Raw genomic sequence first — 25,734 nt, forward strand, 5'->3', positions numbered from 1 at the left:
GCCAGGGGGGCTATGGAGTGAGACTTTCGACGATTTCGCGGTTCGCGCTGACGGTGGGGCTGTCGGCGTGGGGCATACAGGCACAGGCGGCCGACAGTGATCCTGCCCCTTCGGGCGAAGAATCCGGCAAGCCCAAGACGCAACAGGAAATCGTCGTCACGGCCAACAGCCGCGAGGAATTGCGCGACATTCTCTCGCCGGGGGTGGTCTCGGTCGTCTATCCCGACGACACGCGCGGCGAGCACAAGGCGCTGCCCGATCTGCTCGACCAGATTCCCGGCGTCTACGTCCGCCGCGTCGGCGGCACGGGCGGCTATACGACTACGAGCATCCGGGGCAGCGCGCCCAGCCAAGTCAACATTTACATCGACGGCGTGCCGTTCAATCTCTCCAGCGAGACGGCGGCTGATATCTCCACGATCCCGATTTCCAACGTCGAGCGCGTCGAGGTTTATCGCGGCGTCACGCCCGCGCGCTTCTCCGGTGCGCCGCTGGGCGGCGCGATCAACATCGTGACCAAGATGCCGACCGACCTGAGTGGCACCGTGTCAGCCGGTGCGCGGTCCTATGGCGGTCGCCAGTTTTCGGGGAACTTGAGCTTTCCGCTGCTCGGCGGCGGTCTTCTGCTCGGTCTCGACATGGAACGCAGCAAGGGTGAATTCAAATATCCCCTCATCGCCGCGCGCATCCTGGACGGCATCGAATATGGCGACGGAGAATGGAGTGGGGACGGCCTATCCAACACGCCGTGCAGCATCTCTTCCGAATATCAGCCGGTGCGCGCCATCAATCCTGTCTGCCAGTTCCCAACCACGCGGCAGCGGCAGAATAACAGTTTCCAGCGCGACAATGTGATGGTGAAATGGCGCAACGACAATATCACCGCCAAATATTCCTTCACCCATATGGACCGGTACATGCCGGAGATTGTGCCCACTCAATATGGTGGACTTCAGGGCTACAGCCTCATCGATCTCCCGGAATACACATTCCCCCAGGTGAACCTGACCGCAGGCTCGCTCGCCAGTTTGGGCGTTCCCTTCAACAAGCGGCGTCAGCAGAAGCAATATCAGCATGACGGTGCGTTGAACTGGCATGACCGCTTCGGCGACCTCGAACTGGCGCTGAACCTCAACTTCATGGACCAGCGCAAGCGGTTCAACAATTACGACATGGCGGCACCGTTCGGCGTCGGCAGCCGCACGGCGCTGTATCACACCACCCGCTACGGCCTGACCGCCGACGCCAGCTACACGCTCGGCGCGGAGTGGGATGTGACGCAGCTTCTCGAATTGCACGTCCAGCATAATTGGGAGACGATGCGCTACGACGCCGACAACCTCATCAATTCGGTGACAGGCTTACGGCGCGGCGATTATTATCAGCATTACAAGCGTCAGCTCACCAACATCCAGGTTCAGGATACGCTCACATTCCACACGCTGGGCGACCTCCAGGTGGCACCGATCTTCCGGATCGAGAAGCTGACCGGGCCGGTGCTGGGGAGCCAGGACAACCCCTTCGGTCCGTCATCCGGAAATTACGGTTGGAAACCGACATGGAGCGTCAGCGCCAAGAAAAAGGTGGGTTCGGACTGGCTGCTGTTCGCCAGCTACGGCACTTACAACCGCTATCCCAATTTCTATGAAATCTATGGCGACGGCGTCTATATTCAGGCTGGTGCCGACAGCGTCGGCAACACAATGCCGCTGCTGCGCGAACATGGCAGCAACTGGGATGCCGGCCTTGGCTGGAACGGCACGATTGCCGGCGATCTCGCGGGCAGCTTCCGCGCCACCTATTTCCAGCGCCGGACAAAAGATGAAATCACGCTGTTCCTGACGCCCGTGGGCGGGAAATATGTCAATTCCGGCACGACCATCACCAGGGGCGGTGAGTTCGAGGCAAGCCTCAAATGGGGCGACCGCGCCGACCTCCAGCTCGCCGCGACGGTGCAGGAGGGGCACTATGTCAAGGGGACCTATTTCGTCTATCCCGCCATTCCCGTCGCGGAACGTGTTCTGGGCAATCTGCGAACGCTCCAGAACCCCCGCTTCACCGCGAACGCGCGCCTCAATCTGCATTTCCTGGGCGGCGCGCTAACGACATTTGGCGAGGTTCGTCACAGTGGACGTCGCTATATCAGCCAGTCCAGAAGCCCCGGCAGCGATGAGAACAGCTATACCTATGAAGCGCCGCTCACCACCTTTGACGCCGGTGCGCATCTCCGACTGCCGCATGGCCTGACGATATCGGGCGGCGTGTCCGATATTTTCAATGCCGGGCCGAAACAGAAGATGCACATGGTTGGCAGCAACGATGGGCTTCACCCATATAATTACTGGAAGTGCAGCGCTTTGGAGGCGGACGAGACAGGCGACTATTCTTGCTTCGACGACGAAGCAAACCTTGTGCGTCAAAACTACCCACTTGCGTTCAATCCCTACTATCCCCGCCAAGGCCGCACGTTCTACGTGACGATCGCAAAGAGTTTCGGGGCGAAGGATTGGCGGTCCGTTGCCTCTCCTGCCTTGCACGGTAATGGCGGCACGAATTGGACCGGCTTCTATGCGGGCGGTCATGTCGGCCGTGGCTGGGGACGCCGCAACGCCGATGAAATTCTCATCTTCGACAAGCGGCAGAATGGCGTGTTCGGCGGCCAGATCGAAGGGGTAGCTAGGTTCGATGGCGATGGCAACTTCATCGACCGCAACGCCTTCGCTCCCGGGTTTACTGGCGCGGGTGCTGCCTTGGGCAACACGCCGGATGATGGGGTGCGGTCCGACAAGCGCAAGGGCACCGATTACGGGTTCCGCGTCGGCTACGATCATCAGGTGGGAAGCTGGCTGTTCGGTCTGGTGGGCGAATGGGCCGATTTCGATCTTGTCGATAGCGTCTCCGGCTATGCCCTGCTGACGAACATCAGCACGCGGGAAGCACTGCCGCCGACCAGCTACAGCTTCACCCGTCGCCTGAAATCCGGCGTCTCCTTAAGAGCGCGCACCGGCTATTCTTGGCGCAATACGCTTGGCTATGTGACCGCTGGCGTCATCCGCGCCAATATCGATCATAGCTTCGCGACGACCAATACCGTCAACGCCTTCGAGGAAAGCAATGCCGGCAAGCATCGCTGGGGCCATCAATATGGCGGCGGTATCGAGCAACGCATCGCGGGGCCGCTGACGATCGGCCTCGAATATCTGCGAACCAACATCAAGGATGGCGATTATACGGTCGCTGCCGGTGCGAGCGGCACACCGCCGATCTACACCGGCTTCCAAATAGGTCCGATAGGGCAAGGCGCTAACTCACCTACCGATATCCGGCGCTCGGAATCGCGCTACCGAATCGACTCATTGCGGCTGACTCTGGGCTACCGCTTCTAGCCGCTCGACGAACTGGATGCGTCGCCGACCCCGACAATCGCGGCGGTGGCGCAACAGCAAGGGGGAATACTCGTGTAACTTCGTAGGAGAATCGAAATGGCGACGACAAGAACGGCCTATAGCCTCTACCACTATTTCTCCGGAGGTAATGGAATGGCCGGCCGGATTACCGACAATGGCACCACGGTTGCGGCAAACTTCCCACCGCTAACCAAGGCTCTGAACGGCGATCCTCTGGTGGAAGGTTTCAACCTGGGTGGCCAGCGCATTGCTGTTACCCAGCGTGTGGCAGGTGTCGCGCAACCAACCGGCATTTACAATGCCGCCGCCGGCGGTGCCCCCATCGCGACGCCGACCTGGAGTAACGTCATCAACCCCTATGGCCTGGAACCGCTCGGTAGCCGACTCTATGCGCTGGAATTTGACGATGGCAAGCTAGTCGAGATCAACGGCAGTTCGCCATATGCCGCTACCGGCGTGGTTTTCGACTTCAATACCAATCCGGTGACGGCACCTCTCGTTCCCGCTGGGATGAGCGCGCATGGTCAGGCGATACTGAACATCGGCGGCACGCTCTACGGCCTGTTTATTATCGCCAACACCAATTTCACGACATACGCCAACAGTGTCCTCGTCCGCTTCACAATCGCAGCCGGCAGCTCAATCACCGTGGGCGCGAACGACTATAACAACGGGTTCGAGAAAAACTCCTTCCAGATGGCCGTCAGTGGATCGGAACTGTTCGTCGCCGCCATCGGCGGGGTGCAAAGCAATACGAGCTACAACGCAAATTCGAAGCTTCAGAAAATTACCTATGGCGCGTCACCCTTGAGCGGCGCGGCGGTCACAACCGTTTTGTCAGCCAGTGCATCCTTCCCCTATGAGTTCAGGGACATCAGCTTCAAGGGTTCCACGGCCTTCATCCTGGCGGGCCGCTATGATGCGAGCTGGAACCTCATGGGCAACCTGCGTAGCACGCCCAACTTCTCGACTTTCACGACGATCGACAGCTTCAGCGGATCGTTGGGCTATTATTGGGCAGCGCAATACACGCCCGACAACGACCGGCTCTGGTATGCGCGTGGCAATGAGATCCGCGTCCTCAACGCTTCGACGTTGGCGCTGGTTCAGGCCCTTACGATCACCACGACCGGCGCTGGCAGGCTGATGGAGCCTGGCGATACCTACACCAATCTCAACGACATGAGCTACGTCAGCCCCACAGGACTCGTTACCCGAATCCGTGGATACCAGTCGCCCACGCAAATCTCCGCGACCCCGCGCGCGGTGGCTGCCCGTGCCCTTGCCCAAGGACGGCCCGAACTGTTGCCGGAGGAATGGGAAGAGGTCGAAAAGCAGATCGCGGCGCAATAATTTCGCGGCCTGCCCCGTTGGCATCGGGGCAGGCCATCATATCGACGACCGGCCGACGACAATCACATGAATCGCGCCGCTGCGGTCAGACGCCGCCACTCGGCGCTGACCACCCGATCCGCTCCAATGTGTCTGTTAGCGTCGATCGCGGCACGCTGAACGTGCGGCAGACCGACGACTTGCTGGCACCGGCCGCGAGCGCGGCGGTAATCTGCTCGATCTTCTCCGCGTCGATCGTCGGGGGGCGACCGTCTTGTCGCCCGCGCCGCTTTGCGGCGGCCAGGCCCGCCATGATGCGTTCGCGGGTCAGCGCCCGCTCATATTGGGCGAGCGCGCCGAACAGCGAGAACAGCAGCTCGCCATGGGGCGTTGTCGTGTCCATTTGCTCCGTCAGCGACCGGAAGGCGATGCCCCGTTCCTTGAGGTCCGTCACGATCGCCAGCAGATGCGGCAGCGAGCGGCCGAGGCGATCGAGCTTCCAGACAACCAGCGTGTCGCCGGCGTTCATGTAGTCCAGGCAGGCTTTCAGGCCCGCGCGATCGTCGCGCGCGCCGGAAGCCTTGTCGGAGTAGAGGTGCCGCCGATCGACGCCCGCAGCGGTGAGCGCGTCGCGTTGCAGATCGACCGATTGCCGATCATCGGTTGACGATACGCGCATGTAGCCGACAAGCATGACGGAAAACCCCCAAAATCAGGTTGTCGGACACTTTCACAAACCGACAGTGTTTTTCGACATTATGGGGGTTAGAGGTGCCGCGCAATAGCGTGGGCGGCCGAGATCGTCAGGAGCTGCGCCGCGACCTGACGGCAATCATGTGATTGCCGGCAGCTACGGGAAATCAGGCGAATCGAAAAAGACGCGATCATTTGAGCGGGTCGCGGGTGGCTCTATGAGCCAATTGGCTAAAGCGCGAAGTTCCGCACTATATTTCGCTTGCCGCGCCTCGTTTGTCGGACCTCCCTTGAGGAGGAAGAAATCGCGATTGCCCTTGATCCAGTAATTGCCAACGGAGGTCAGGCGCGGCCTATCCATTTCGTCCCCGTGCGTCGTCACGGCTGCCTGAACCAATAGGGCGAATCCCTGCATTCTCCCCCCGGAACCGGCTACCTCTTTCGGGGCGAAATTCCCGGCGAGCCCAAAGAAGGTGAAATTCTCTCGGTTATTTCCAAACCTTGGCGTCGCCCCGTGAAGGTTGAGCAAATGAACGATTCCAGGGCACTCGTTCTTGTGAATGTCGGGGCTGAATTGCTCCAGCAATTCATATGAAACTTCCGGCCCGAGTTGTTCAGTCGTCGAATCTACAAAATTTCGCGCGAGCCAATCAGCAGGCACATAAAGCTTCGTATCTCTGACCTGAACAATTCTGACATCAGCCAAGCTGCCATCGGTCAATTTCAGAAGCGCCAAATCCGGGCCGTGGGGACAGTTCGGCGGCTTCGCAGGTGGATTTTGCGCGCGCTCATTTTGCGTGGCCCTGGGAGGCAGAAGCCAATTCCCCACGCCAAACAGCAAAGCCGATGCTCCCGCGACAACGATCAAACCTATCAGCCAGCGAGATTTCATCCGAGCTAACCCTCCTGCACATGCGAGCGTAAGGGCAGTTTGTTAAGAAACGGGCGCATGGCGACAATCAGGTGTTTTTCAGTCATATGCCGGGGTGCCGCCTGTGCATAGGCACGAATGCGGCACGCTACAGGCCGCCGATCTCCCTCCATGCTTCACCTAATTCCGGGGCTTTTGCGCCCCTGAATCCACCAGTGAAGCACGGAGGATGCCATGTGCGCAGAACGCCGCCGCGCCCAGCGAGGCCGCCCAAGACAGCCGGCCCCTGGAACGCTCCCTAACGATCTCTACGACTATAATGATGATCCCGCGCCGCGCATCAGCCCGTCGCGCAGCAGTCCGTATCACATATTCGTGGAAAAGCTGCCCGTCATAGACGACTGGCCTGACGAGGTGCCGATTACCGAGGCCGAAATCCAGGTGTTCGAGCGCTGGTTCGCCGATGTCTTCGACGAGATGTTCGGTTCTCTCGATATGCCAGAAGGCTTGAATATATTATCTCGTGATGATAAGGATAGACCCTGATTTGTAGCATGGGGATATGCCATGACGACACTGAAAGTCGGGATCGCCGACCCGGAGGAAATGAAAGCCCGCACCATGCGGATCGCGCATGGCGAGGAAAAACCAGTGCTCGGCGAACCGACCGTCTGGTTCGCGTCCACCGAATCCTTCGCCCGCCTGCTGTCGGCGGGCAATCGCGACTTGCTGCGCGTCATCCATGAGCAGGAACCCGGCTCGCTGGAGGAGTTGGCGCAGATCACCGGCCGCGCGACACCCAATGTCTCGCGCACGCTCAAGAAGATGGAGAGCTTCGGACTTGTCCGCATGGAGAAGGGCAAGGGCCTCAAGCTGGTTCCCAAAGTCGTTCATGACCGCGTGGAGCTTATCTTGCCCCTGATCGAACGTCCCAGGAAAGGAAGCCGCAAATGAACGCACAATCCCCCAACGTCGCCTTGCGGGCTGCCCTTTATCTGCGTGTCTCGACCGCCAGGCAGGCCGAACATGACGTGTCGATCCCCGACCAGCGCAAGCAGGGCGAAGCCTGGTGCGCGGCGCGCGGCTATCAGCTTGTCGAAATCTTCGTGGAGCCGGGCAACACGGCCACCAACGATCGCCGCCCGGAGTTCCAGCGGATGATCGAGGCGGGCACGTCGAAACCCGCACCGTTTGACGTGGTGTTGGTCCACAGCTTCTCGCGCTTCTTCCGCGATGCCTTTGACATGGAATATTACTATCGCAAGCTCGCCAAGAACGACGTGCGGCTTATCTCCATCACGCAGGAGCTGGGGGACGACCCGATCCACGACATGATGCGGCGGATCATGTCGCTGTTCGATGAATACCAGTCGAAGGAGAACGGCAAGCACGTCACGCGCGCCCTGAAGGAGAATGCACGGCAGGGCTTCTGGAATGGTGCGTTGCCGCCGATCGGCTACCGGATCGCCGCCGCTGAACAGCGCGGGGCCAAGACCAAGAAGAAGTTGGAAATCGACCCGCTGCACGCCGACACGATCCGTCTGATCTATCGGCTCGCTCTGGAAGGTCAGGGCGACAGCGGCCAGATGGGCGTCAAGGCCATCGTCAAGCATCTGAACGCCAAGGGCATCTTCACCCGCGACGGCGGACGATGGGGCATCGGCCAGGTCCACCGCGTCCTGACCCGCCGCACCTACATCGGTGAACATGAGTGGGGAAAGCGCAGCAAACACAATGACCCGCGCGCTCCCGGCGAAATCGTCATCGTCCCGGTGCCCGCCATCATCGAGCGGGAGACCTTCGACGCCGTTCAATCTCTCTTGCAGGCTCGCAACCCCAAGACGGAACTGCCCGCCCGCGTGGTGATCGGGCCAACCTTGCTGACCGGCATCTGCTATTGCGGCAATTGCGGAGGCGCGATGACCATCCGCACCGGCAAGAGCGGCCGCTATCGCTACTATGCCTGCTCGATCAAGGCGCGGCAGGGCGAGACCGGCTGCAAGGGCCGTGCGATCCCCATGGACAAGCTCGACGATATCGTAGTCAACCATATCGAGGACCGCTTGCTCGATCCCGCCCGTCTGGAAAAGTTGCTTGGCAGCATTCTCGGCCGTCGCGAGGATCAGGCCGAGCGCCGCCGCGAACACATCGCCTCTTTGCAGCGGCAGGCGACCGAATCGGAATCGCGCCTCAAGAGGCTCTATGACGCCATCGAGGCCGGTGTCGCCGATCTGGACGACCCGGCGCTCAAGGAGCGGATAGCCGGCCTCAAGGTTCTGCGCGATCAGGCGCGGGCCGACGCCGACCGGGCGCAAGCCCTGCTCGAAAGCCCCGGTCACAGCGCCCTTAGCCCCGCGATGATCGAAGGGTTTGCACGCCGCGCGCGGGAGCGCATTCGCGGCCACGAGGGCGGCTATCGGCGGGATCACCTGCGCGCCCTGGCGCAGCGCGTCGAGGTCGCGGACGATGCGATCCGCATCATGGGATCGAAAACGGAGCTGCTAAAGACGCTTGTTGCCGGTCAAGGGCGGCAATCGGCGGCGATTGGCGTGCCCAGAGGCGGTCTGAAATGGCGGAGCATGGGAGAGGTGGAATGGCAATCCGGAAATTGATGAAGCTCTTGGGCTGCGCCGTCGCGATGACCGGCGCCGTCGCTGCGCAGGCTTCGACCCTGAAGGACATATGCGGCGAATGCCGGTTCGAAAAGCTCGTCACCTGCGGCCAGTTTCTGGAAGGGATCAATTTCGACGGCAATGGCGACATCTGGGCCGTCAGCCTGTTCAACGGCGCAATCGTCAAGGTCGTCGGCGGCCAATGCGTCACCCAGCTCAGCACGGGGGGCAATCCCAACGGCGCGCGGTTCCATAAGGACGGGCGCTTGTTCATCACGGACAATGCGCGCGGCATCCTGACCTATGATCCGCGGTCCCGGTCGCTCACAGTCTTCGCGGACAAGGTGGAAGGCAAATCCTTTGTCGCCAACGATCTCGTCTTCGACGAACAGGGCGGCATCTATGTGACGCTGGCGGACAATTCCAATTATCTCGACCGGGTGGGGCGCGTCGCCTATTTCGCGCCCGGCACCCGTTCGGCCCGGATATTGGCGGACAGGCTGCCCTATCCCAATGGCGTCGCGCTTACGCCCGACGGCAAGTTCGTCAATATCGGCCTCTACGGCGCGAAGGCGATCATGACCATGCCGTCGGTCGCCAATGCGCAGAGCAAGCGCGGCCCCTATATTCTGGCGCATACCGATGGCGGGATCGGGCCGGACGGCATGACCATGGACGCGGACGGGCGGCTCTATTGGGCGGAATTCCTGGCCGGGGCGGTGGGCGTGGCCGATATGGACGGCTTCACGCTCGGCTATATGAAGTTGCCGAAGGAAGCCGGCCGCTGGACGACGAACCTCACCATCCATGACGGCTATCTCTACGTGACGGAGGCGGAAAAGGGCGAGATTTGGCGCACGCCGGTGACGGTGAAGCCCCAGTCCTGACCGGCGCCGACAGTTTCGGCATGCGATAACGATATGCTGCTCCTCTGCGATTATATTGTATTGCATGCTACCCGGCCATAATGTCCGGCCAACCAGAATATCGATGAGGGATGCAGCGTGAACGCAAGGGCTGGCCGGAACGAAGGGCCTTATGATTTCATCGTCGTGGGTGCGGGGTCGGCCGGATGCGCGGTCGCCAATCGTCTGTCGGAGGATGGCCGGGAACGGGTGCTGCTGATCGAGGCGGGCGGGCGCGACAGCAGCATCAGCATCCACATACCCCTGATGGTCGTGAACCTGCTGAAGGACCCCAATCACACCTGGCCCTTCATCACCCAGCCGCAGGCCGCGCTCAAGAACCGCACCCAATTATGGACGCGGGGGCGGGTGCTGGGCGGCTCCAGCTCGATCAACGGCAATGTCTATGTCCGCGGCGATCCGGCGGAATTCGACAGTTGGGCGGCGCTGGGCCTGCCGGGCTGGGGCTGGTCCGACATGCTGCCCTATTTCAAGCGGATGGAAAGCTACCGCCAGGGCGATCCGGCGGTGCGCGGCCATGACGGGCCGATCGGCGTCACCAGCCTCAAGCATTTCGACGCGCTGGCCGACGCTTTCGTGGAAGCGGGCTGCCAGGCCGGGTTCGACTATGTCGAGGATTATAATGACGGCCATTATGAAGGCGCGTCCTATCTGCAATATTCGACCAGGCGCGGTTTCCGCTCCTCTTCGGCGGTCGGCTATCTGAAGCCGGCGCGGGGCAGGGCGAATCTGGACGTGATGGTCGACGCTCTGGTGACGCGGGTGATCATCGAAAACGGCGTGGCTACGGGCGTGGAGGTCCGGCGTGGCAATGAACTGACGCGCATCGACGCCCGCAAGGAAGTGATCCTGTCGGCAGGCCCGGTCCAGTCTCCCAAGCTGCTCGAACTGTCCGGCATCGGCAATGCGTCGCTGCTGCGCGAATATGGAATAGACGTCATCAGGGACATGCCCGCCGTGGGCGAGAATTTGCTGGACCATCCCAATACCCGCCTGACATTCGAATGCACCAGGCCGATCACCATCAACGACGCCCTGCAGCGCCCGACGGTGAAGGTGAAGGAAGGCCTGAAATTCGCGCTATTCGGCAAGGGGCTGCTGTCGATCTGCTCGGCGGTGGCGCATATCGTGATGCGCAGCTCCCCCGATGAACCGCGCGCCGACCTGAAGCTCCAGCTTCAGCCCTTTTCCGGCAAGGATCGCTATGCGCGCAGGCCGCAGGACGGGCTGGACGCGCATTCGGGCTTCACCGTGGGCGTCATGGGCCTCAGGCCCCGCTCGCGCGGCTGGACGCATATCCAGTCACCCGATCCCGTCGCCTATCCGAAGATCGACCCCAGATATTGCGACGATCCGCATGATGTCGGCGTGCTGCTGGCCGGGATCAAGGCGGTGCGGGACGTCGCCTCCCACCCCGCGATGCAGGCCATGATCGTGCGGGAGACGCGGCCCGGCGACGCCACCGTCACCGATGAGGAGATCATCGACTATATCCGGGAAACGACGCAGACCACCTGGCATATCGTCGGAAGCTGCAAGGCGGGAACCGATGCGGAAGCCGTGGTCGATCCGCAACTGCGGGTGCGCGGCGTCGGCAATTTGCGGGTGATCGATTCCTCCATCTTCCCGACCATTCCCTCGTCCAACACCAATGCGCCGACCATCGCGCTCGGGGAACGGGGCGCCGACATCGTGTTGGCGCAATGGCGCAACGACAGCCGGGCGGCCGCATGATGCGCATCGAGAGGATAGAACTGCACGTCACCGAACTGTCGGTCCGGCTGAAGCGCACTTTCTCCAGCGGCAGCTACGACACCGGGCCTTCGGACCAGTTGCTGGGCAAGCCCGTCCTGCTCAAGATCCATGCGGAGGGCGCGACCGGCATCGCCCAGATCCGTCCGATCAGCCCCGGCCATTTCGTCGCCGATACGGTGCATAGCGTGATCGGCGCGATCAGGGACATCTACGGACCGCTGCTGATCGGTAAGCGGGTGTGCGACCTGGAATCGATCGACGGCCTGCTGACATCGCGGCTGGCGGGCAATCCGGCGGCGCGCGCGCTGGTCGACATCGCGCTGCACGATGCATTCGGCAAGGCGGTGGGCCTGCCCGTCCACGCGCTGATCGGCGGGCGGGCCAATGCCGCGATCCCGCTGGAATGGTCGGTCAGCCTCTATGACGATCCCGCGCAGATGGTCGCGGACGCCCGCCGCGCCATCGAGGAATTCGGCATCCGGGTGCTGTGCCTGAAGGCGGCGGGCAAGGGCGGCTGGCGGATGGACGTCGCCAATTTCGAACGGGTGCGGGCGGCGGTCGGGCCGGACATCATGATCGGCGTCGATCCCAATACCGGCTGGACGGCGGCGGACACGGTGTCGGCTCTCAACGCCCTGCGCGACATGGATGTGGGCTATTGCGAACAGCCGGTGGAGCGGGCCGATCTGCGCGCCATGGCCGCGATCCGGGCCAAGGCGGGCGGCGTTCCCATCATGGCCGACGAAAGCCTGTTCACGCTCCAGGACGCGGCCCGCATCGCGGATGCGGCGGCGGCGGATGTATATTGCATCAAGCTCTACAAGGTCGGCGGCCTGACCCCCGCCCGCAAGATCGCGGCGCTGGGCGAGGCGCACGGCATCGGCATCAATTGCGGAGGGCTGGCGGTCGCCTCCCAACTCGAAGCGGCGGCGGCGGCGCATTTCTGCGCCTCGGTCCCGGCCGCCCGCACCTTCGGCGCGGCGGAGTTCGTCTTCGGCGTGGGCGTGCTGGGCGACGATCCTCTGATCGCGGAAGGCGCCATGGCGATAGAGAATGGCGCCGTGACGGTTCCGACGGGGCCGGGTCTGGGCCTTGCTGTCGATGAAGCGGCGCTGCAACGCATGACGCTCCAGAAGCTGGAAGTGACCGGGTAGATCGGCGCCGACCTCTGCCGATTGGGTGCAAAGCGGACACCCACTTACCCCTCTCCCTCGAGGGAGAGGGCTGCGCAGACTTGGCAGCTTGCTGCCTAGTCGTAGCTGGGTGAGGGGGTTGCGATCCAGGGGATCGCACGGCCCGCAGGCCCGCTCCCCCTCATCCAGATCAGCCTGGGCCCCTTCGTCGCCAAGGCTTCCTATCCTTCTCCCTCAAGGGAGAAGGAAGGTCTTGAATTGACCATTCCCCAGCATTCCGAATTTGCCATCCGCCTTCCCCTCGCCCGAACCCGCTTCCTATCAGCCGCTTGTCCGCTCGAATGCCTTCGCAGAGGCATGGTGCGCCGAATGAATTCTAAAGCGTTTTCCAAGCAGATGGAACCATCTGCCGACTCGGAAAACGCGACAAAACAAAAACTTAGAGCAGTCGAGCCGATGCAATCGGATCGGAATCTGCTCTAGAGCCAATCGACATTCAGCCCTGACGGCCTGCAAATGACGTTTTTCGGTGCTTCCGGTGCTCACCTACTTTGAGCAGGCTGCGCTCCGGGTCACGGAAAACCACCATTTTACCTTCGGTGGCCTTCGGCTCGGTTCGTCATCATCTGAATGTCGATTGGCTCTAACCCGCCACCGTCTGGAATTCATGCACCGCGCGCCTTACCCGCAAGGGCGTCAGATTCGGCGCGACCGAATGCACGAAGTCCAGCAGGAACGACCGCAAATAGGTATTCCGCCGCAGCACGATCTTGATCGTGCTCGACGGCAACAGATGCGATGCATCCCGCGCCCGAATACCGACATCGCGCTCCGGATCATAAGTCATGGACGCCAATATCCCAATTCCCAGGCCCATCCCTACATAGGTCTTGCAGACATCGGCGTCGATGCCGCTCATCACGATCTTCGGCTCCAGTCCGGCGTCGGAAAAGGCCTTCATCACCTTCCACCGACCACTATAGCGCGTGTCGTAGGTGATGATCGGATAGCGCGCGATCTCCTCCAGCGTCAGTTCCGGCACGGCCAGGATCGGGTGGCCGACGGGCGCGACGATGCAGCGGTGCAGGTCGAAACAGTCGAGCTTCACCAGATTGGGGAAATCCCGCGTCGTTTCCGTGCCGATCGACAGGTCTGCGTCGCCCGCCTCCACCAGCGCGCAGATTTCCTCCGGGTCGCCCTGCTTCAGCACCAGCTTCACGTCGGGATAGCGGGCGACGAATTTCTCCACCACCTTGGGCAGCACATAGCGGGCCTGGGTATGCGTCGTCGCGATGGTGAAGACGCCGCGATTGCCCGAATGCATGTCCTCCTTCAGCGACTTGAGCGCGGCGACATCCGTCGCGATGCGCTGCGCGATGGAAAAGACGACGCGGCCCGGTTCGGTCAGGTCGATGATCCGGTTGCGGGTGCGCATGAAGATCTCGAAACCCAGTTCCTGCTCCAGCAACTGGATTTGCCGGCTCACCCCGGGTTGCGAGGTGTTGAGGGCATCGGCCGCCGCCGAGAGATGATTGTTATGCCGCACGATTTCAACGACATAGCGGAGCTGTTGCAGCTTCATCCGGCCATCCTCACCATAAATTTTTGATATGGCAGAATGCTATAATATTCCGTGCGCGCATAAAGCAATCCCCTAAAAGTGGCTGGCATGACAGCGGCGGGGCAGCCTTGTGACCGGTCTCACCGGCGTACCCGCCCGCTTGCCTTGGAGGGGAGGGCGGCAGCGCTTTCCTGAGTCAGGGATTGGCCTGGATCAAGAGGGACGGGAATGCCGGAACAGCAACAATCCGATTTCGACATCGTGGTCGTGGGCGGCGGCAATGCCGCGCTCTGCGCCGCGATCAGCGCCGCCAATGAGGGGAGCCGCGTCCTCCTGCTGGAACGTTCCCCGGTGGAGGAGCGGGGCGGGAACTCCGCCTATACCGACGGGCTGATGCGCACCGTCTATGACGGCGCCGACGACATCCGCGCCTATTGCCCGGACCTCACGGACGAGGAAGTGGCGGTCAGCGACTTCGGCACCTATACCGAGGAACAGTTTTTCGACGACATGGGCGAGATCACCCAATATCGCACCGATCCCGACCTGTGCGAAATCCTGGTGAAGCGCAGCCGGGAGACCATCCTGTGGATGCGCGATCAGGGCGTCCGCTTCTTCCCCAATTTCGGGCGGCAGGCCTATCGCGTGAACGGCCGCTTCAAATTCTGGGGCGGCGCCACCATCGCCGTGGCCAGCGGCGGCCCCGGCCTGGTGGATGCGCTGTACAATGCGGCGGAAAAGCGCGGCGTGGAAATCCGCTACAATGCCTGGGTCCGCGATCTGCTGCGCGACGAAAGCGGGATTTCCGGCGTCACGCTGCTCAATGGGCAGGGCGAGATCGAAACCATCCATGCGCGGGCCGTCGTGCTGGCCTGCGGCGGGTTCGAGGCGAATGCCGAATGGCGCGCCCGCTATCTGGGGCCGGGCTGGGATCTGGCGAAGGTTCGCGGTTCGCGCTTCAACACCGGCGACGGCCTGTCCATGGCTCTCGCCGCCGGCGCGCAATCCTATGGGCACTGGTCGGGTTGTCATGCCGTGTCCTGGGAACGCAACGCGCAGGATTTCGGCGATCTCGCACTGACGCCACAATATCAGCGTCATTCCTATCCACTCTGCATCATGGTCAATCGCGACGGAAAACGATTTGTCGACGAAGGCGCCGACTTCCGTAACTACACCTATGCGAAATATGGGCAGGCGGTATTGCAGCAACCCGGACAGGTGGCATGGCAAATCTATGATTCCAAGGTCAATCATTTGCTGCGCGACGAATATCGCACGCGCCAGGTCACCAAGGTCGTCGCCCAATCCATCGAGGAGCTGGCCGACAGGATCGGAGAAATAAACAAGGATCAATTCTTGGAAACAGTCGCGGAATTCAACGCATCGGTGAAGACCGACATGCCGTTCGACCCCAATATCAAGGACGGACGCAGCGCCTCCAGCAACGGCGTCGTCCGCAGCAACTGGGCCAACAGCATCGATACCGGGCCGTTCGAAGCCTATGCGGTGACTTGCGGCGTCACCTTCACCTTCGGCGGCATCAAGGTTTCGACGGAAGGCGAGGTCATCGACACCAACGGCCACGCCATCCCCGGCCTGTTCGCGGCGGGGGAGATGGTCGGCGGCATATTCTACTTCAACTATCCCGGCGCGAGCGGCCTGACCAGCGGAGCCGTCTTCGGCCGCCTCGCGGGCGGCAGCGCCGCCGCCTACGCCAAGACAGCCTTGCGGAAACCCGCGCTGTCCGTCGCCTGATCCCTTATCGAAGAAAGTTCCTCCATGAACGCACCCAGCAAATTCGTCGTCCCCGGCGCAACCCGCGACATCGCGGATTTCGCCGCGACCCTGCAATATCGGGACATTCCCGACGACCTGATCCTGAACGCCAAGCAGTGCATACGCGACAGCCTGGGCTGCGCCGTGTTCGGCGCGCCGACCCCCTGGGTGCAGGCGGTGGTCCGCACCGTCGCCCTTCTGGGCCAGAAGCCCAGCGCCAGCGCCTGGGGCATGAAGGTCAAGGCCGATCCGCTCGGCGCCGCCTTCATCAACGGCACGGCGGCGCAGGGTTATGAGCTGGACGATTGCCACGACCAGTCCATGTCGCATTATGGCGCGGGCGTCGTCCCCGCCGTGATCGCCTGTTCGGAGGGGGCGTTCGGCGCCTTCACCGGCAAGGACATGATCCGCGCCACCGTCGCGGGCTATGAACTGGGCACGCGCATCGGCAACACGGTCAGCCCGTCGGCCTTCCATCGCGGGTTCCATCCCTGCGGCCTTACCAGCACCTTCGGTTCGGCGGCCGCCATCGCCAAGCTGCTGGACCTCGACACCGACCGATATGTGAGCGCGCTGGGCCTGGCGGGCAGCCAGGCGGCGGGGCTGATGGCGTCGCAATTCGGCGCGATGGCCAAGCGCTTCCATTCCGGCAAGGCGTCGCAGAACGGCATCATCGCCGCGCTCTGCGCCCGCGAGGGGCTGACCGGCGTGCGCGACGTGCTGGAGGCGCCCTATGGCGGCTTCTGCTCCACTTACTCCGCCGAATATGATCTGAGCTTCGCCACCGACGGCCTGGGCACCGATTGGGAGATGCGCCGCAACGGCTTCAAGCGCTATTCCTCGCTCGCCAGCAGCCAGACCACAGTGGACGCCCTGCGCGCCATTCGGGAAAAGGCGGGCATCCGGGGCGAGGATGTGGAGAAGGTCCGCGTCGGCACGACCGAGATGGTCTTCGTCCATTGCGGCTGGCCCTATGTCCCCAATGGCGAGACGATCAGCGCGCAGATGAACCTGCCCTATACCGGCGCGGTGACGCTGCTGGAGGGCAATGCCTTCATCGACCAATATACGGACGAAAAGCTGACCGATCCGAAGATCATCGACCTTGCCAACCGGATCGAAGTCTATGTCGATCCCGAACTGGACGCGCGCGAGAAGCACCAGATGCGCGCCGTCCGCGTCACCGTGACGATGAAGGACGGGACCGAGCATTTCCACGAGCAGACCTATCGCAGCGGCCATTGGCGCAATCCGATGTCGGACGAGGTGCTGAAGGAGAAATTCCGCGATCTCGCCAGCCGTCAACTGACCGGGGAAGCCGTGGCCGAGATCGAACGCATCATCGACAATCTGGAAAATGAGGAAGCGCCCGCCATCGCCCTTGGCGCCGCGCTGCAACAGGTCCGCTGACATGACATTATCGCAGACATTCGGTGAATTCGCCGCGCATTTCCCTTCGGCCGGGATGCCGCCCGAAGTGCGGGAGGCGGCGCGCTGGCACATGATCGACTCGATCGGCGTGTCCATCGCCGGGGCCAATCCCAAGGAGGAAAGCGGCGCGGCCTTCGGGCGTCTCGTGGCGCAATGGGCCAAGGGAAAGGGCGATGTGAAGGCCGCCTCCCTCTTCGGCTTCGACGGGCAGGCCCGCGCCGAACTGGCGGCGCTGGTCAACGGATCGCTGGCCCAGGCGCTGGAGATGGACGACAAGCATGGCTCCTCGCTGGCCCGTCCCGGATCGACCGTCGTGCCCGCCGTGCTGGCGGCGGCGGAGGCGGAGGGCCTGTCCCTCGCGGCGGCCGTCGACGCGGCCGTGGTCGGCTATGAGGTGATGATCCGGCTGGGCTTCGTGGCCGGCGACCGCTTCCTGGAGCGCGGCTATCATACCAGTTCGCTGATCGGCTCCTTCGGCGTGGCGGCGGCCATCGGGCGGCTGCGCGGAGCGACGCCGGGGCAGATCGCGGACGCCATGGGCATTGCGGGCACCTTCGCCTCAGGCATTCAGGAATCGACCCGTACTGGCTCGACCTCCAAGATATTGCACGGCGGCTGGGGCGCGCATGCGGGCATGTTGGCCATCGACCTCGCCATGGCGGGGATCACCGGTCCCGACACGGTGTTCGAGGGCAAGTTCGGCTTCTTCGAAACGCACCTCACCCCGATCAGCGGCCAACTCGACTTCGCCCGCGCTGCCGAGGGGCTGGGCACGCGCTGGTACCTGCCGGAAACCGCCTACAAGCCCTATCCCTGCTGCCAGTTGCTGCACGCCTTCATCGAGGCATCGAAGCAGGTGCTGGCCGACTTTGCCCGCGATGGGGTGACGGTGGCGGAGATCGAGAGCGTGCATTGCCAGCTCGCGGAGCCGGGCCTGACGCTCGTCACCGAACCCCGCGACCGCAAGAAAGCGCCGAAGACCCCCCATGAAGGCCGGTTCAGCCTGTTCTTCGGGGTCGCGGCGGCTTTGGTCGATGGCGATGTCGGGCTGGAGACCTTCCTGGCCGAGCGGCTGGACGATGATCGCATCCTCACCCTCGCGCAGAAGATCGAGGCGTCGGTCGATCCCGAGTCCGACTATCCGGCCCATTGCCCGGCGCGGCTGACCGTGCAGGCGGCGGGGCGCCGCTATTTCAAGCATGTGCCCTATCATCCCGGATCGCCGGAAGCGGCCCTGTCCCGCGCCGACGTGCTGGCGAAGTTCGAGCGCAACACGCGCTGGCATTTCGGGGATGGCGCCGTGTCGGTGGCCGAAGCCATGGGCGAAACGCCCGAGGCGGAGTCCCTGTCGGACATGCTGCGTCCTATCCGGGCGGTCGAAACGCTGCGTCAGGCGTCATGAGCGTGGAGCGGTTCGACCGGCTGTTCATCGGCGGCGAATGGGTCGCGCCCCGCGCCGCGGGCCGGATCGCGAGCATCGATCCTTCCACCGAGAATGTCTGGGCGGAGGTCGCGTCCGCCGATGCGGCCGATGTCGAGGATGCGGTCGCCGCCGCCCGCGCCGCCATGGCCGGTCCATGGGGCCGCACCGCGCCGACCGAACGCGGCGCGCTGATCGCCCGGTTCGCGGACCTGGTCCGCCGCGACGCCGCCCGGCTGGCCGAGATTGAGAGCCGCGACAATGGCAAGCCGCTGCGCGACACGCTGGGCGAGGTGCAGCGGGCGGCGGACTGGCTGACCTTCTTCGCCGGGGCAGCGGACAAGGTGAATGGGGAGCAGATACCCTATCGGCCCGACGCGCTGGCTTATACCAGGCTGGAGCCGATCGGCGTGGTGGCGGCGATCCTGCCGTGGAATTCCCCCATTTCGCTCGCCTCATGGAAGCTGGGGCCGGGCCTTGCCGCCGGCAACGCCATGATCCTGAAGCCCGCGGAGCAGACTCCGGCCAGCCTGCTCGCTCTGGCGGCGCTGGCGGAAGAAGCGGGCTTCCCCGCCGGCGTCGTCAATGTGCTGCCGGGCGACGGCGCCGTGGGCGCGGCGCTTTCCGCCCATCCCGGCGTCGCGAAGGTCAGCTTCACCGGATCGCATGAAACCGCGATCCGCATCATGCAGGGCGCGAGTGCGAACCTGAAGCGCTGCTCCTTCGAATGCGGCGGCAAGTCTCCGTTCATCGTCTTTGCCGATGCGGATTTCGACAGGGCGCTGTCCGTCGCGACGCACAGCGCCTTCCGCTCGACCGGGCAGTCCTGCTCCACCGCATCGCGCATTTTCGTGGAGCGGCCGATCTATGAACGTTTCGCGGCCGGCTTGGCTGAGCGGGCGAAGCGGATACGTCCTGGCCCGCCCTTCGATCCCCGCACTCATATCGGGCCACAGACCTCCGCCGAACAGCGGGACAAGACTGAAGCCTATATCGGTCTGGGGCATGAAAGCGGCGCGCGCCTGCTGGCGGGAGGAGGACGGCCGGAGGGCCTTTCAAGAGGCTATTTCGTCCAGCCCACCGTCTTTGCCGATGTCGACAACCGGTCGCGTCTGGCGCAGGAGGAGATATTCGGGCCGGTGACGGCGGTCATGCCGTTCGATGGCGAGGAAGAAGCCGTCTCCCTTGCCAACGACACGCGCTATGGGCTGGTCGGCGGCTTGTGGACCAGGGATGTGTCCCGCGCCCATCGCGTCGCCGCCCGCATCGAAAGCGGCCTCGTATCGGTCAACACTTTCCGCCCCGTGCACTTCATGCTGCCCTATGGCGGGTACAAGATGAGCGGGATCGGGCGCGAAAACGGGTTCGACGCAATCCGGGAGTTCACCGAGACCAAGACGGTCGTCATCGATCTGTCCCACGCGATTCCGCCTGATCCATTTGCGGATTGAGGACCACCGAGACCCGCGGGCAAGTCGATGGACAATTGTCGGTCCCGGGAAATCGACATGACATAAGTTAAACCTGCCCTTCATCCCCAATTCCGCTGGAACGGAAGTCGGCCGAGCCCGTTGGATCGGAGCTGCCGGCCAGGTAGCCCAGTGGAGCTTCTTCATGAATGAGATATTCCAGCACGCGACCGCCGATCCCGGTGCGGTCGCGTCGGGACGCTGCCTGACCGTTGTCGAGCGCAGCCTGTATCGCGGCGCCCATATCTTCGGCATGCGGCCGATGGTCCGCATTCAGGTGGACCTTGGCAGGCTGGAGGCATGGCCGACCGATCGCCTGCCGCTTTTCACCGAACAGTTGCTGGCCCGCCTGCCCGGGCTCGCCAATCATGGTTGCAGCTATCGGCAGGCCGGCGGTTTCGTCCGGCGGCTGCATCAGGGGACATGGCTCGGCCATGTGATCGAACATGTGGCGCTGGAACTCCAGACCATGGCGGGAAGCCCGGTGAGCCGGGGCAAGACGCGCGCCGTCAGGGGGAAGCCGGGGTTCTACAACATCCTTTTCACCTATGGCGACGAACAGGCCGGCATGGCGGCGGGCGCCTTCGCCATCGCACTGGTCGCTTCGCTGCTGCGGGAAGGTCTGGGCGAGGTGAAGGGGCTGGAGAAGCTGGGCGTTCAGATGCCCGCCGATCCGCAGGATGCCGATACCCTGATCCGGTCCTTGCGGGAGATATTGCGCCGGAACGCGCTGGGTCCGACCACGGCCTCGCTTGTGGCGGCAGCCCGGCGCAGGGGCATCCCGGTCACGCGCCTCAACGAGCAGAGCCTGATCCAGTTCGGCTATGGCAGCAGGCAGAAGCGCATCCGCGCAAGCATCACCGGCGACACGTCGCAGATCGCCGTCGACATCGCAGGCGACAAGAGCCTGACCAAGAAGCTGCTGGACGAGGCCGGCCTGCCGGTCCCCAGGGGCGTGGTCGTGCGTTCCGAGGAAGAAGCCGTCGGCGCGGCGCGGCGGCTGCGCATGCCTCTGGTGGTGAAGCCGCTCGACGGCAATCATGGACGCGGCGTCACCACGCAGGTCCGGGACGAGGCCGCGCTTCGCGCCGCGGTGATGCGCGCCCGGCAGCATGGCCGCCGGGTCATCGTGGAGGAGCAGGTGCCCGGCGACGATCACCGCATCCTGGTGGTGGCCGGGAAGGTCGTCGCCGTGGCGCAGCGCATGCCCGCCGAAGTCGTGGGTGACGGCTTCAGCACCATCGGCCAGCTTATCGACCGGGTGAACGACGATCCGCGGCGGGGGCAGGGGCATGAAAATGCGCTGACCCGTATCGTCGCGGACGATGCGATGATCGCCCTGCTCGCCAAAGACGGCATGACGTTTGAAACGGTGCCAGGCGTTGGCAAGAGGGTTCGCCTGCGCGACACGGCGAACCTTTCCACCGGCGGAACGGCGGTGGACCGGACCGACGACATCCATCCGGACAATCGCCTGATCGCCGAGCAGGCGGCCGCCGCTGCCGGACTGGACATTTGCGGGATCGATTTCCTGTCGCCCGACATAGCCCGCTCCGTGCGGGAGACGGGCGGCGGCATCGTGGAGCTGAACGCCGCGCCGGGTTTCCGCATGCACCTCGAACCATCGAGCGGCAGGGCCCGCGACGTGGCCGGTCCTGTGATCGACGCTCTCTTTCCGCGTGGCCGCTCCAGCCGCATCCCGATCTTCGCCATCACCGGGACGAACGGCAAGTCGACCACGGTGCGCATGGTCGGGCGGATCCTCTGCCAGCATGGCCTGAACGTCGGCATGACAACCACGTCCGGCGTCTATTTCAACGGCCATCTGCTGAAGAAGGCGGACGCCAGCGGCCCGCGCAGCGCGCGCATGGTCCTGCGCAACCCCTCCGTCGATGTGGCGGTGCTGGAAACGGCGCGCGGCGGCATATTGCGGGAGGGGCTGGGTTATGACGGGGCGGATGTCGGCGCCGTGCTCAACGTCACCGCCGATCATCTGGGTCTGAAGGGCATCGATACCGTGGAAGCGCTGGCCGACGTCAAGGGCGTCGTGGTGGAGAATGTCGCCCGCAGGGGATTTTCGATCCTGAACGCCGACGATCCCATGTGCCGGCGCATCGCCCGCCATGCGCGGGGACGGATCGTCTGGTTCTCGCTCGAAGGCGGCGCGCGCATGGCGGAAATGCTGCGCCGTCACCTGCTGGCGGGCGGCCTGGCGGTCACCCGCGATCCGGACGAGACGGGCGGCACCATCGTCATCCATCGCGGCGAGGAGCGGATCGCCCTGATGCCCGCGTCGGAAATCCCGGCGACGCTGGGCGGCATAGCGGAATTCAACATCGCCAATGCGCTGGCGGCGGTGGCGATGTGCTTCGCCCATGGCGTCCCGCTGGACGCGATCCGCGAGGGGCTGCGCGCCTTCACTTCCAGCTTCGAGGAGTCGCCGGGGCGGCTCAACATGATGGAGCGGGACGGCATCCGCATCATCGTCGACTATGCCCATAATCCTGCCGGCCTGATCGCCCTGGGACAGGTGGTCGACCGGCTGCGCGGCGCCCATGGACGCGCGGTGGGGATGGTGAGCATTCCCGGCGACCGGCGCGACTGCGACATTGTCGAGATGGGGCAGATCGCGGCCGGCGTCTTCGACGAGATCATATTCCGCGAGGCCCCGGACGGACGCGGCCGGCCCCGGGGCGAGACCAATGCCCTGTTGTCCCAGGGCGCATTGAGGGCCGGCATGCCGAACGAGCGCATCCACCGGATCGTGGATGAGTTCGAGGCGGTCGAGGCCGTGCTGTGCAAGGGCCGGCCCGGCGACCTGCTGGTGATCCTGCCCACATCGGTCGAAAAGGTCTGGCGACAGGTACAGCAATCCGGCTCGCCGGCGGCGGCCGGAGAGCAGATGGTGCCGGCCCATGTCTGAATGGGCCCTCATCGTCCATGGCGGGGCGAAGACGATCGACGTCGCGCTGCACGACCGTAACCGCGAAGGGTGCCGGGCAGCCGCCGCGGCGGGCGCGATCGTGCTGCAATTCGGCGGCTGCGCCGTCGCGGCGGTCGAGGCCGCCATTCGCGTCCTTGAAAATGACAGCATCTTCAACGCCGGCTTCGGCTCCGTCCTGAACGCCGACGGCGCGGTCGAGATGGACGCGGCGATCATGGACGGCCGCGACCTTTCGGTGGGGGCTGTCGCGGGCGTCCGCCGCATCCGCAACCCGATCGTCGCCGCGCGTGCTCTGATCCCGGCCCGGCCGGTGCTGCTGGCTGGAGAGGGGGCGGAACGCTTCGCGGAGGAGCAGCAGATAGCGCTGTGCGATCCCGCCGAGATGATCGCGCCCGACCGCATGGCATCGGAATATGCCAAGGCCCATGATACCGTCGGCTGCGTCGCGATCGACATGCAGGGGCATATCGCGGCCGGGACATCGACCGGGGGTTTGCCGGGCAAGCATCCGGGCCGGATCGGGGACTCGCCGCTTCCCGGTTGCGGACTTTATGCCGATGACGGCATTGGCGGCGTGTCCCTTTCCGGTGACGGCGAAATGATCATCCGCACGACCATCGCCGCGCATGTCATGCACGCGTTGCAAACCGGACCGCTCTGCGCCGCCGCCGAAACCGGCCTTGCGCAGCTCGACCGCGTGGGCGGGGAAGGGGGCGCGATCCTGATCGACCGCCACGGGCGTTTCGGCGTCGCGCATAACAGCGACCATTTCGCGGTCGCGATCCACGGCAGCCGCCTTGCCGAGCCGCATGGCGCTGTCCACCGACAGGAACTGGAGGGTCTGCTTGATGGCTGAGGAAGGAGGCCCGCTGATCATCATCGGCGGGCACGAAGACAAGGAAGGCGAAAAGCGCATCCTGAAGGAAGTGGCCGAGCGGGTGAAGGATGGGAAACTGGTGATCGCCACGGTGGCGAGCCACCAGCCCGACGGCTATTTCGAATCCTACCGGAAGGCCTTTGGCGATCTGGGCCTTGACGATCTGGTGGAACTTTACGTGCATGAACGGGGCGAAACGCTGGAATCCAGCGCGGCGACCCTGTTCGAAAATGCCAAGGGCATTTTCTTCACCGGCGGGGATCAACTGCGCATTTCCAGCCAGATCGGCGACACGCCGGTGGAGAAGATGGTCCGGCAGATTCATCTGGAAGGCGGCGTGGTGGCGGGAACGTCCGCCGGCGCATCGGTGATGAGCGAGACCATGCTGGTCAAGGGCAGCAGCCAGGAATCGCACCGCATCGGCGACCTGCACATGGCCCCCGGCCTGGGTCTGATCCGCGACGTCATCATCGACCAGCATTTCGCGGAGCGCGGACGCATCGGCCGCCTGATGGGAGCGGTAGCGCAAAATCCGCGCGTGCTGGGCATCGGCATCGATGAGGATACCGCCATCCTGGTCCAGGGGCACCGTTTCTGCGTGATCGGTTCCGGGGCGGTCTATATCGTCGACGGCTCCGGCGTCACCCACTCCAATATTGCCGAAGCGAGTCCGGAACGCACCCTGTCCATGCATGACGTCCGCCTGCATGTCCTGAGCCAGGGCGACTGCTTCGACCTCAAGCGGCGCTGCCCCGAAGCGCCAGGTTCCAATCAGGCAGGGGTTCCGCATGCATGATCTCTCTGCCTTCCGGAAGGCTGAAATTCCCCCTCCCGCCATGCTGGCGCGCAAGCCGGAAGATGCGGCCATGGAGGAAGAAGCGCTGCGCGAACTCCTGTTGCTTCTGAAGAAGCGGCGCTATGCCTTTGTAACGCCGACGCCTCTTTCCCATTCGCGCATATTGGCGCGCGACGCCGCCCGTCCGGCGCGTGACCTGCGCGATGTGTTCGGGTGGAACCGGCCTTTCTCTCCCGACCTTCTCGATCGCTCCGTAATGGATTGCCTGAAGCGGGCGGAAATGGTCGAGCACCGGGCGGACGGGATGATGAGGAGCCGCGTGCGGGTCTCCTCGCTGGACGATGATCTGTTCCTTCATTCCAGCTACCCCACGGTGGATCGCGATGCCGTGTTCTTCGGCCCGGACAGTTACCGGTTCGCGCGCTTGATCCGTCAGGAGCTTGCGATGCGCCCGGCGCGGCGAGGGGCGCGGATCGCGGATATGGGCGCCGGTACCGGGGTCGGCGCCATTGCCGCTGCCCGCTCATGCCCCCAGGCCTGCATTGTCATGACCGACGTCAACGCATCCGCCCTGCGTTTCGCGCGGATCAACGCGGGCGTGGCCGGGTTCGGCGCCGGCTATGTGCTGGCCGACACGCTGGACCCGGTGGCTGAGAACGGCGGTGCAAAATTAGACCACGGTGGCGGCGGCGAAGTGCTGCTGCGGGCGGCGTAAAAGTCGTCCACTT

19 protein-coding genes are annotated in these 25,734 nt (G+C 63.8%); 16 read left to right on the plus strand and 3 right to left on the minus strand.

Going from position 1 to position 25,734, the window contains the following annotated elements; translation table 11 throughout:
- The first annotated feature begins 17 nt into the window (after window positions 1-17).
- Both LDB29_RS22985 and LDB29_RS22990 read left to right on the plus strand, forming a co-directional pair.
- Window positions 18-3,386 carry a TonB-dependent receptor domain-containing protein gene (locus LDB29_RS22985; protein ID WP_257541818.1) on the plus strand — a complete coding sequence of 1,123 codons (3,369 nt, stop codon included), beginning with the start codon at window positions 18-20 and terminating at the stop codon, window positions 3,384-3,386.
- A gap of 96 nt (window positions 3,387-3,482) precedes the next feature.
- Window positions 3,483-4,760: a hypothetical protein gene (locus LDB29_RS22990; RefSeq protein WP_257541820.1), complete on the plus strand. Its 1,278-nt coding sequence runs from the start codon at window positions 3,483-3,485 to the stop codon at window positions 4,758-4,760.
- A gap of 85 nt (window positions 4,761-4,845) precedes the next feature.
- Here the strand turns inward: LDB29_RS22990 and LDB29_RS22995 are convergent, their stop codons facing one another.
- Together LDB29_RS22995 and LDB29_RS23000 are read right to left on the minus strand one after the other, a co-directional pair.
- A complete protein-coding gene (locus tag LDB29_RS22995; RefSeq protein ID WP_257541822.1) occupies window positions 4,846-5,433 on the minus strand; it encodes a recombinase family protein in 588 nt (195 codons plus the stop codon).
- Window positions 5,434-5,589: 156 nt separating this feature from the next.
- The gene (locus LDB29_RS23000; RefSeq protein WP_257557098.1) at window positions 5,590-6,324 is read right to left on the minus strand and encodes a hypothetical protein; all 735 of its coding nucleotides are present in this window, start codon (window positions 6,322-6,324) and stop codon (window positions 5,590-5,592) included.
- Window positions 6,325-6,537: 213 nt separating this feature from the next.
- Here LDB29_RS23000 and LDB29_RS23005 point away from each other — a divergent pair, with 213 nt between their 5' ends.
- From LDB29_RS23005 to LDB29_RS23030, 6 genes are all read left to right on the plus strand, one after another.
- Window positions 6,538-6,849, plus strand: coding sequence for a hypothetical protein (locus tag LDB29_RS23005; RefSeq protein ID WP_257541829.1), 312 nt, complete (start codon window positions 6,538-6,540; stop codon window positions 6,847-6,849).
- 21 nt (window positions 6,850-6,870) lie between these two features.
- Window positions 6,871-7,257, plus strand: coding sequence for a MarR family transcriptional regulator (locus LDB29_RS23010; RefSeq protein WP_257541830.1), 387 nt, complete (start codon window positions 6,871-6,873; stop codon window positions 7,255-7,257).
- Window positions 7,254-8,915 (plus strand): recombinase family protein, encoded by a 1,662-nt coding sequence (locus LDB29_RS23015; protein WP_257557100.1) that lies wholly within the window; start codon window positions 7,254-7,256, stop codon window positions 8,913-8,915. Before LDB29_RS23010 ends, LDB29_RS23015 begins: the two co-directional genes overlap by 4 nt.
- Window positions 8,915-9,802, plus strand: coding sequence for an SMP-30/gluconolactonase/LRE family protein (locus LDB29_RS23020; protein ID WP_257558016.1), 888 nt, complete (start codon window positions 8,915-8,917; stop codon window positions 9,800-9,802). Before LDB29_RS23015 ends, LDB29_RS23020 begins: the two co-directional genes overlap by 1 nt.
- 117 nt (window positions 9,803-9,919) lie before the next feature.
- Window positions 9,920-11,575: a GMC family oxidoreductase gene (locus LDB29_RS23025; RefSeq protein WP_257557101.1), complete on the plus strand. Its 1,656-nt coding sequence runs from the start codon at window positions 9,920-9,922 to the stop codon at window positions 11,573-11,575.
- Complete coding sequence (locus LDB29_RS23030; protein ID WP_257557103.1) at window positions 11,572-12,750, plus strand: mandelate racemase/muconate lactonizing enzyme family protein; 1,179 nt, start codon at window positions 11,572-11,574, stop codon at window positions 12,748-12,750. Before LDB29_RS23025 ends, LDB29_RS23030 begins: the two co-directional genes overlap by 4 nt.
- Before the next feature lie 622 nt (window positions 12,751-13,372).
- Here the strand turns inward: LDB29_RS23030 and LDB29_RS23035 are convergent.
- Window positions 13,373-14,311: a LysR substrate-binding domain-containing protein gene (locus LDB29_RS23035; RefSeq protein ID WP_025552300.1), complete on the minus strand. Its 939-nt coding sequence runs from the start codon at window positions 14,309-14,311 to the stop codon at window positions 13,373-13,375.
- A gap of 207 nt (window positions 14,312-14,518) precedes the next feature.
- On the opposite strand from LDB29_RS23035, the gene tcuA reads away from it, so the two are divergent.
- The 8 genes from tcuA to LDB29_RS23075 all read left to right on the plus strand — a co-directional run bounded on the left by tcuA (window position 14,519) and on the right by LDB29_RS23075 (window position 25,721).
- Window positions 14,519-16,048, plus strand: coding sequence for an FAD-dependent tricarballylate dehydrogenase TcuA (gene tcuA / locus LDB29_RS23040; protein ID WP_257557107.1), 1,530 nt, complete (start codon window positions 14,519-14,521; stop codon window positions 16,046-16,048).
- A gap of 24 nt (window positions 16,049-16,072) precedes the next feature.
- Entirely contained in the window at window positions 16,073-17,479 is a 1,407-nt protein-coding gene (locus LDB29_RS23045; RefSeq protein WP_257557109.1) for an MmgE/PrpD family protein, read from the plus strand.
- 1 nt (window position 17,480) lies between these two features.
- Entirely contained in the window at window positions 17,481-18,902 is a 1,422-nt protein-coding gene (locus tag LDB29_RS23050; RefSeq protein WP_257557110.1) for an MmgE/PrpD family protein, read from the plus strand.
- Window positions 18,899-20,371, plus strand: a complete 1,473-nt coding sequence (locus LDB29_RS23055) for an aldehyde dehydrogenase (RefSeq protein ID WP_257557113.1) — start codon at window positions 18,899-18,901, stop codon at window positions 20,369-20,371. The genes LDB29_RS23050 and LDB29_RS23055 overlap by 4 nt, the downstream gene beginning before the upstream one ends.
- 163 nt (window positions 20,372-20,534) lie before the next feature.
- A complete protein-coding gene (gene cphA, locus LDB29_RS23060) occupies window positions 20,535-23,312 on the plus strand; it encodes a cyanophycin synthetase (RefSeq protein ID WP_257557115.1) in 2,778 nt (925 codons plus the stop codon).
- Window positions 23,305-24,189: an isoaspartyl peptidase/L-asparaginase family protein gene (locus LDB29_RS23065; RefSeq protein ID WP_257557118.1), complete on the plus strand. Its 885-nt coding sequence runs from the start codon at window positions 23,305-23,307 to the stop codon at window positions 24,187-24,189. The genes cphA and LDB29_RS23065 overlap by 8 nt, the downstream gene beginning before the upstream one ends.
- Window positions 24,182-25,006, plus strand: coding sequence for a cyanophycinase (locus LDB29_RS23070; RefSeq protein ID WP_257557120.1), 825 nt, complete (start codon window positions 24,182-24,184; stop codon window positions 25,004-25,006). Before LDB29_RS23065 ends, LDB29_RS23070 begins: the two co-directional genes overlap by 8 nt.
- On the plus strand, window positions 24,999-25,721 hold the full coding sequence (locus LDB29_RS23075; RefSeq protein WP_257557121.1) for a methyltransferase: 723 nt from the start codon (window positions 24,999-25,001) through the stop codon (window positions 25,719-25,721). The genes LDB29_RS23070 and LDB29_RS23075 overlap by 8 nt, the downstream gene beginning before the upstream one ends.
- The last annotated feature ends 13 nt before the right edge of the window (window positions 25,722-25,734 follow it).

This window comes from Sphingobium sp. CFD-2 (assembly GCF_024611135.1).
GTDB classification, from domain to species: Bacteria; Pseudomonadota; Alphaproteobacteria; order Sphingomonadales; family Sphingomonadaceae; genus Sphingobium; species Sphingobium fuliginis.

Coding starts and splice junctions, on each gene's coding strand:
- LDB29_RS22990 (WP_257541820.1), top strand. CDS start 3,483: ATGGCGACGACAAGAACGGCCTATAGCCTCTACCACTATTTCTCCGGA.
- LDB29_RS22995 (WP_257541822.1), bottom strand. CDS start 5,433: ATGCTTGTCGGCTACATGCGCGTATCGTCAACCGATGATCGGCAATCG.
- LDB29_RS23000 (WP_257557098.1), bottom strand. CDS start 6,324: ATGAAATCTCGCTGGCTGATAGGTTTGATCGTTGTCGCGGGAGCATCG.
- LDB29_RS23005 (WP_257541829.1), top strand. CDS start 6,538: ATGTGCGCAGAACGCCGCCGCGCCCAGCGAGGCCGCCCAAGACAGCCG.
- LDB29_RS23010 (WP_257541830.1), top strand. CDS start 6,871: ATGACGACACTGAAAGTCGGGATCGCCGACCCGGAGGAAATGAAAGCC.
- LDB29_RS23015 (WP_257557100.1), top strand. CDS start 7,254: ATGAACGCACAATCCCCCAACGTCGCCTTGCGGGCTGCCCTTTATCTG.
- LDB29_RS23020 (WP_257558016.1), top strand. CDS start 8,915: ATGAAGCTCTTGGGCTGCGCCGTCGCGATGACCGGCGCCGTCGCTGCG.
- LDB29_RS23030 (WP_257557103.1), top strand. CDS start 11,572: ATGATGCGCATCGAGAGGATAGAACTGCACGTCACCGAACTGTCGGTC.
- LDB29_RS23035 (WP_025552300.1), bottom strand. CDS start 14,311: ATGAAGCTGCAACAGCTCCGCTATGTCGTTGAAATCGTGCGGCATAAC.
- tcuA (WP_257557107.1), top strand. CDS start 14,519: ATGCCGGAACAGCAACAATCCGATTTCGACATCGTGGTCGTGGGCGGC.
- LDB29_RS23045 (WP_257557109.1), top strand. CDS start 16,073: ATGAACGCACCCAGCAAATTCGTCGTCCCCGGCGCAACCCGCGACATC.
- LDB29_RS23050 (WP_257557110.1), top strand. CDS start 17,481: ATGACATTATCGCAGACATTCGGTGAATTCGCCGCGCATTTCCCTTCG.
- LDB29_RS23055 (WP_257557113.1), top strand. CDS start 18,899: ATGAGCGTGGAGCGGTTCGACCGGCTGTTCATCGGCGGCGAATGGGTC.
- cphA (WP_257557115.1), top strand. CDS start 20,535: ATGAATGAGATATTCCAGCACGCGACCGCCGATCCCGGTGCGGTCGCG.
- LDB29_RS23065 (WP_257557118.1), top strand. CDS start 23,305: ATGTCTGAATGGGCCCTCATCGTCCATGGCGGGGCGAAGACGATCGAC.
- LDB29_RS23070 (WP_257557120.1), top strand. CDS start 24,182: ATGGCTGAGGAAGGAGGCCCGCTGATCATCATCGGCGGGCACGAAGAC.
- LDB29_RS23075 (WP_257557121.1), top strand. CDS start 24,999: ATGCATGATCTCTCTGCCTTCCGGAAGGCTGAAATTCCCCCTCCCGCC.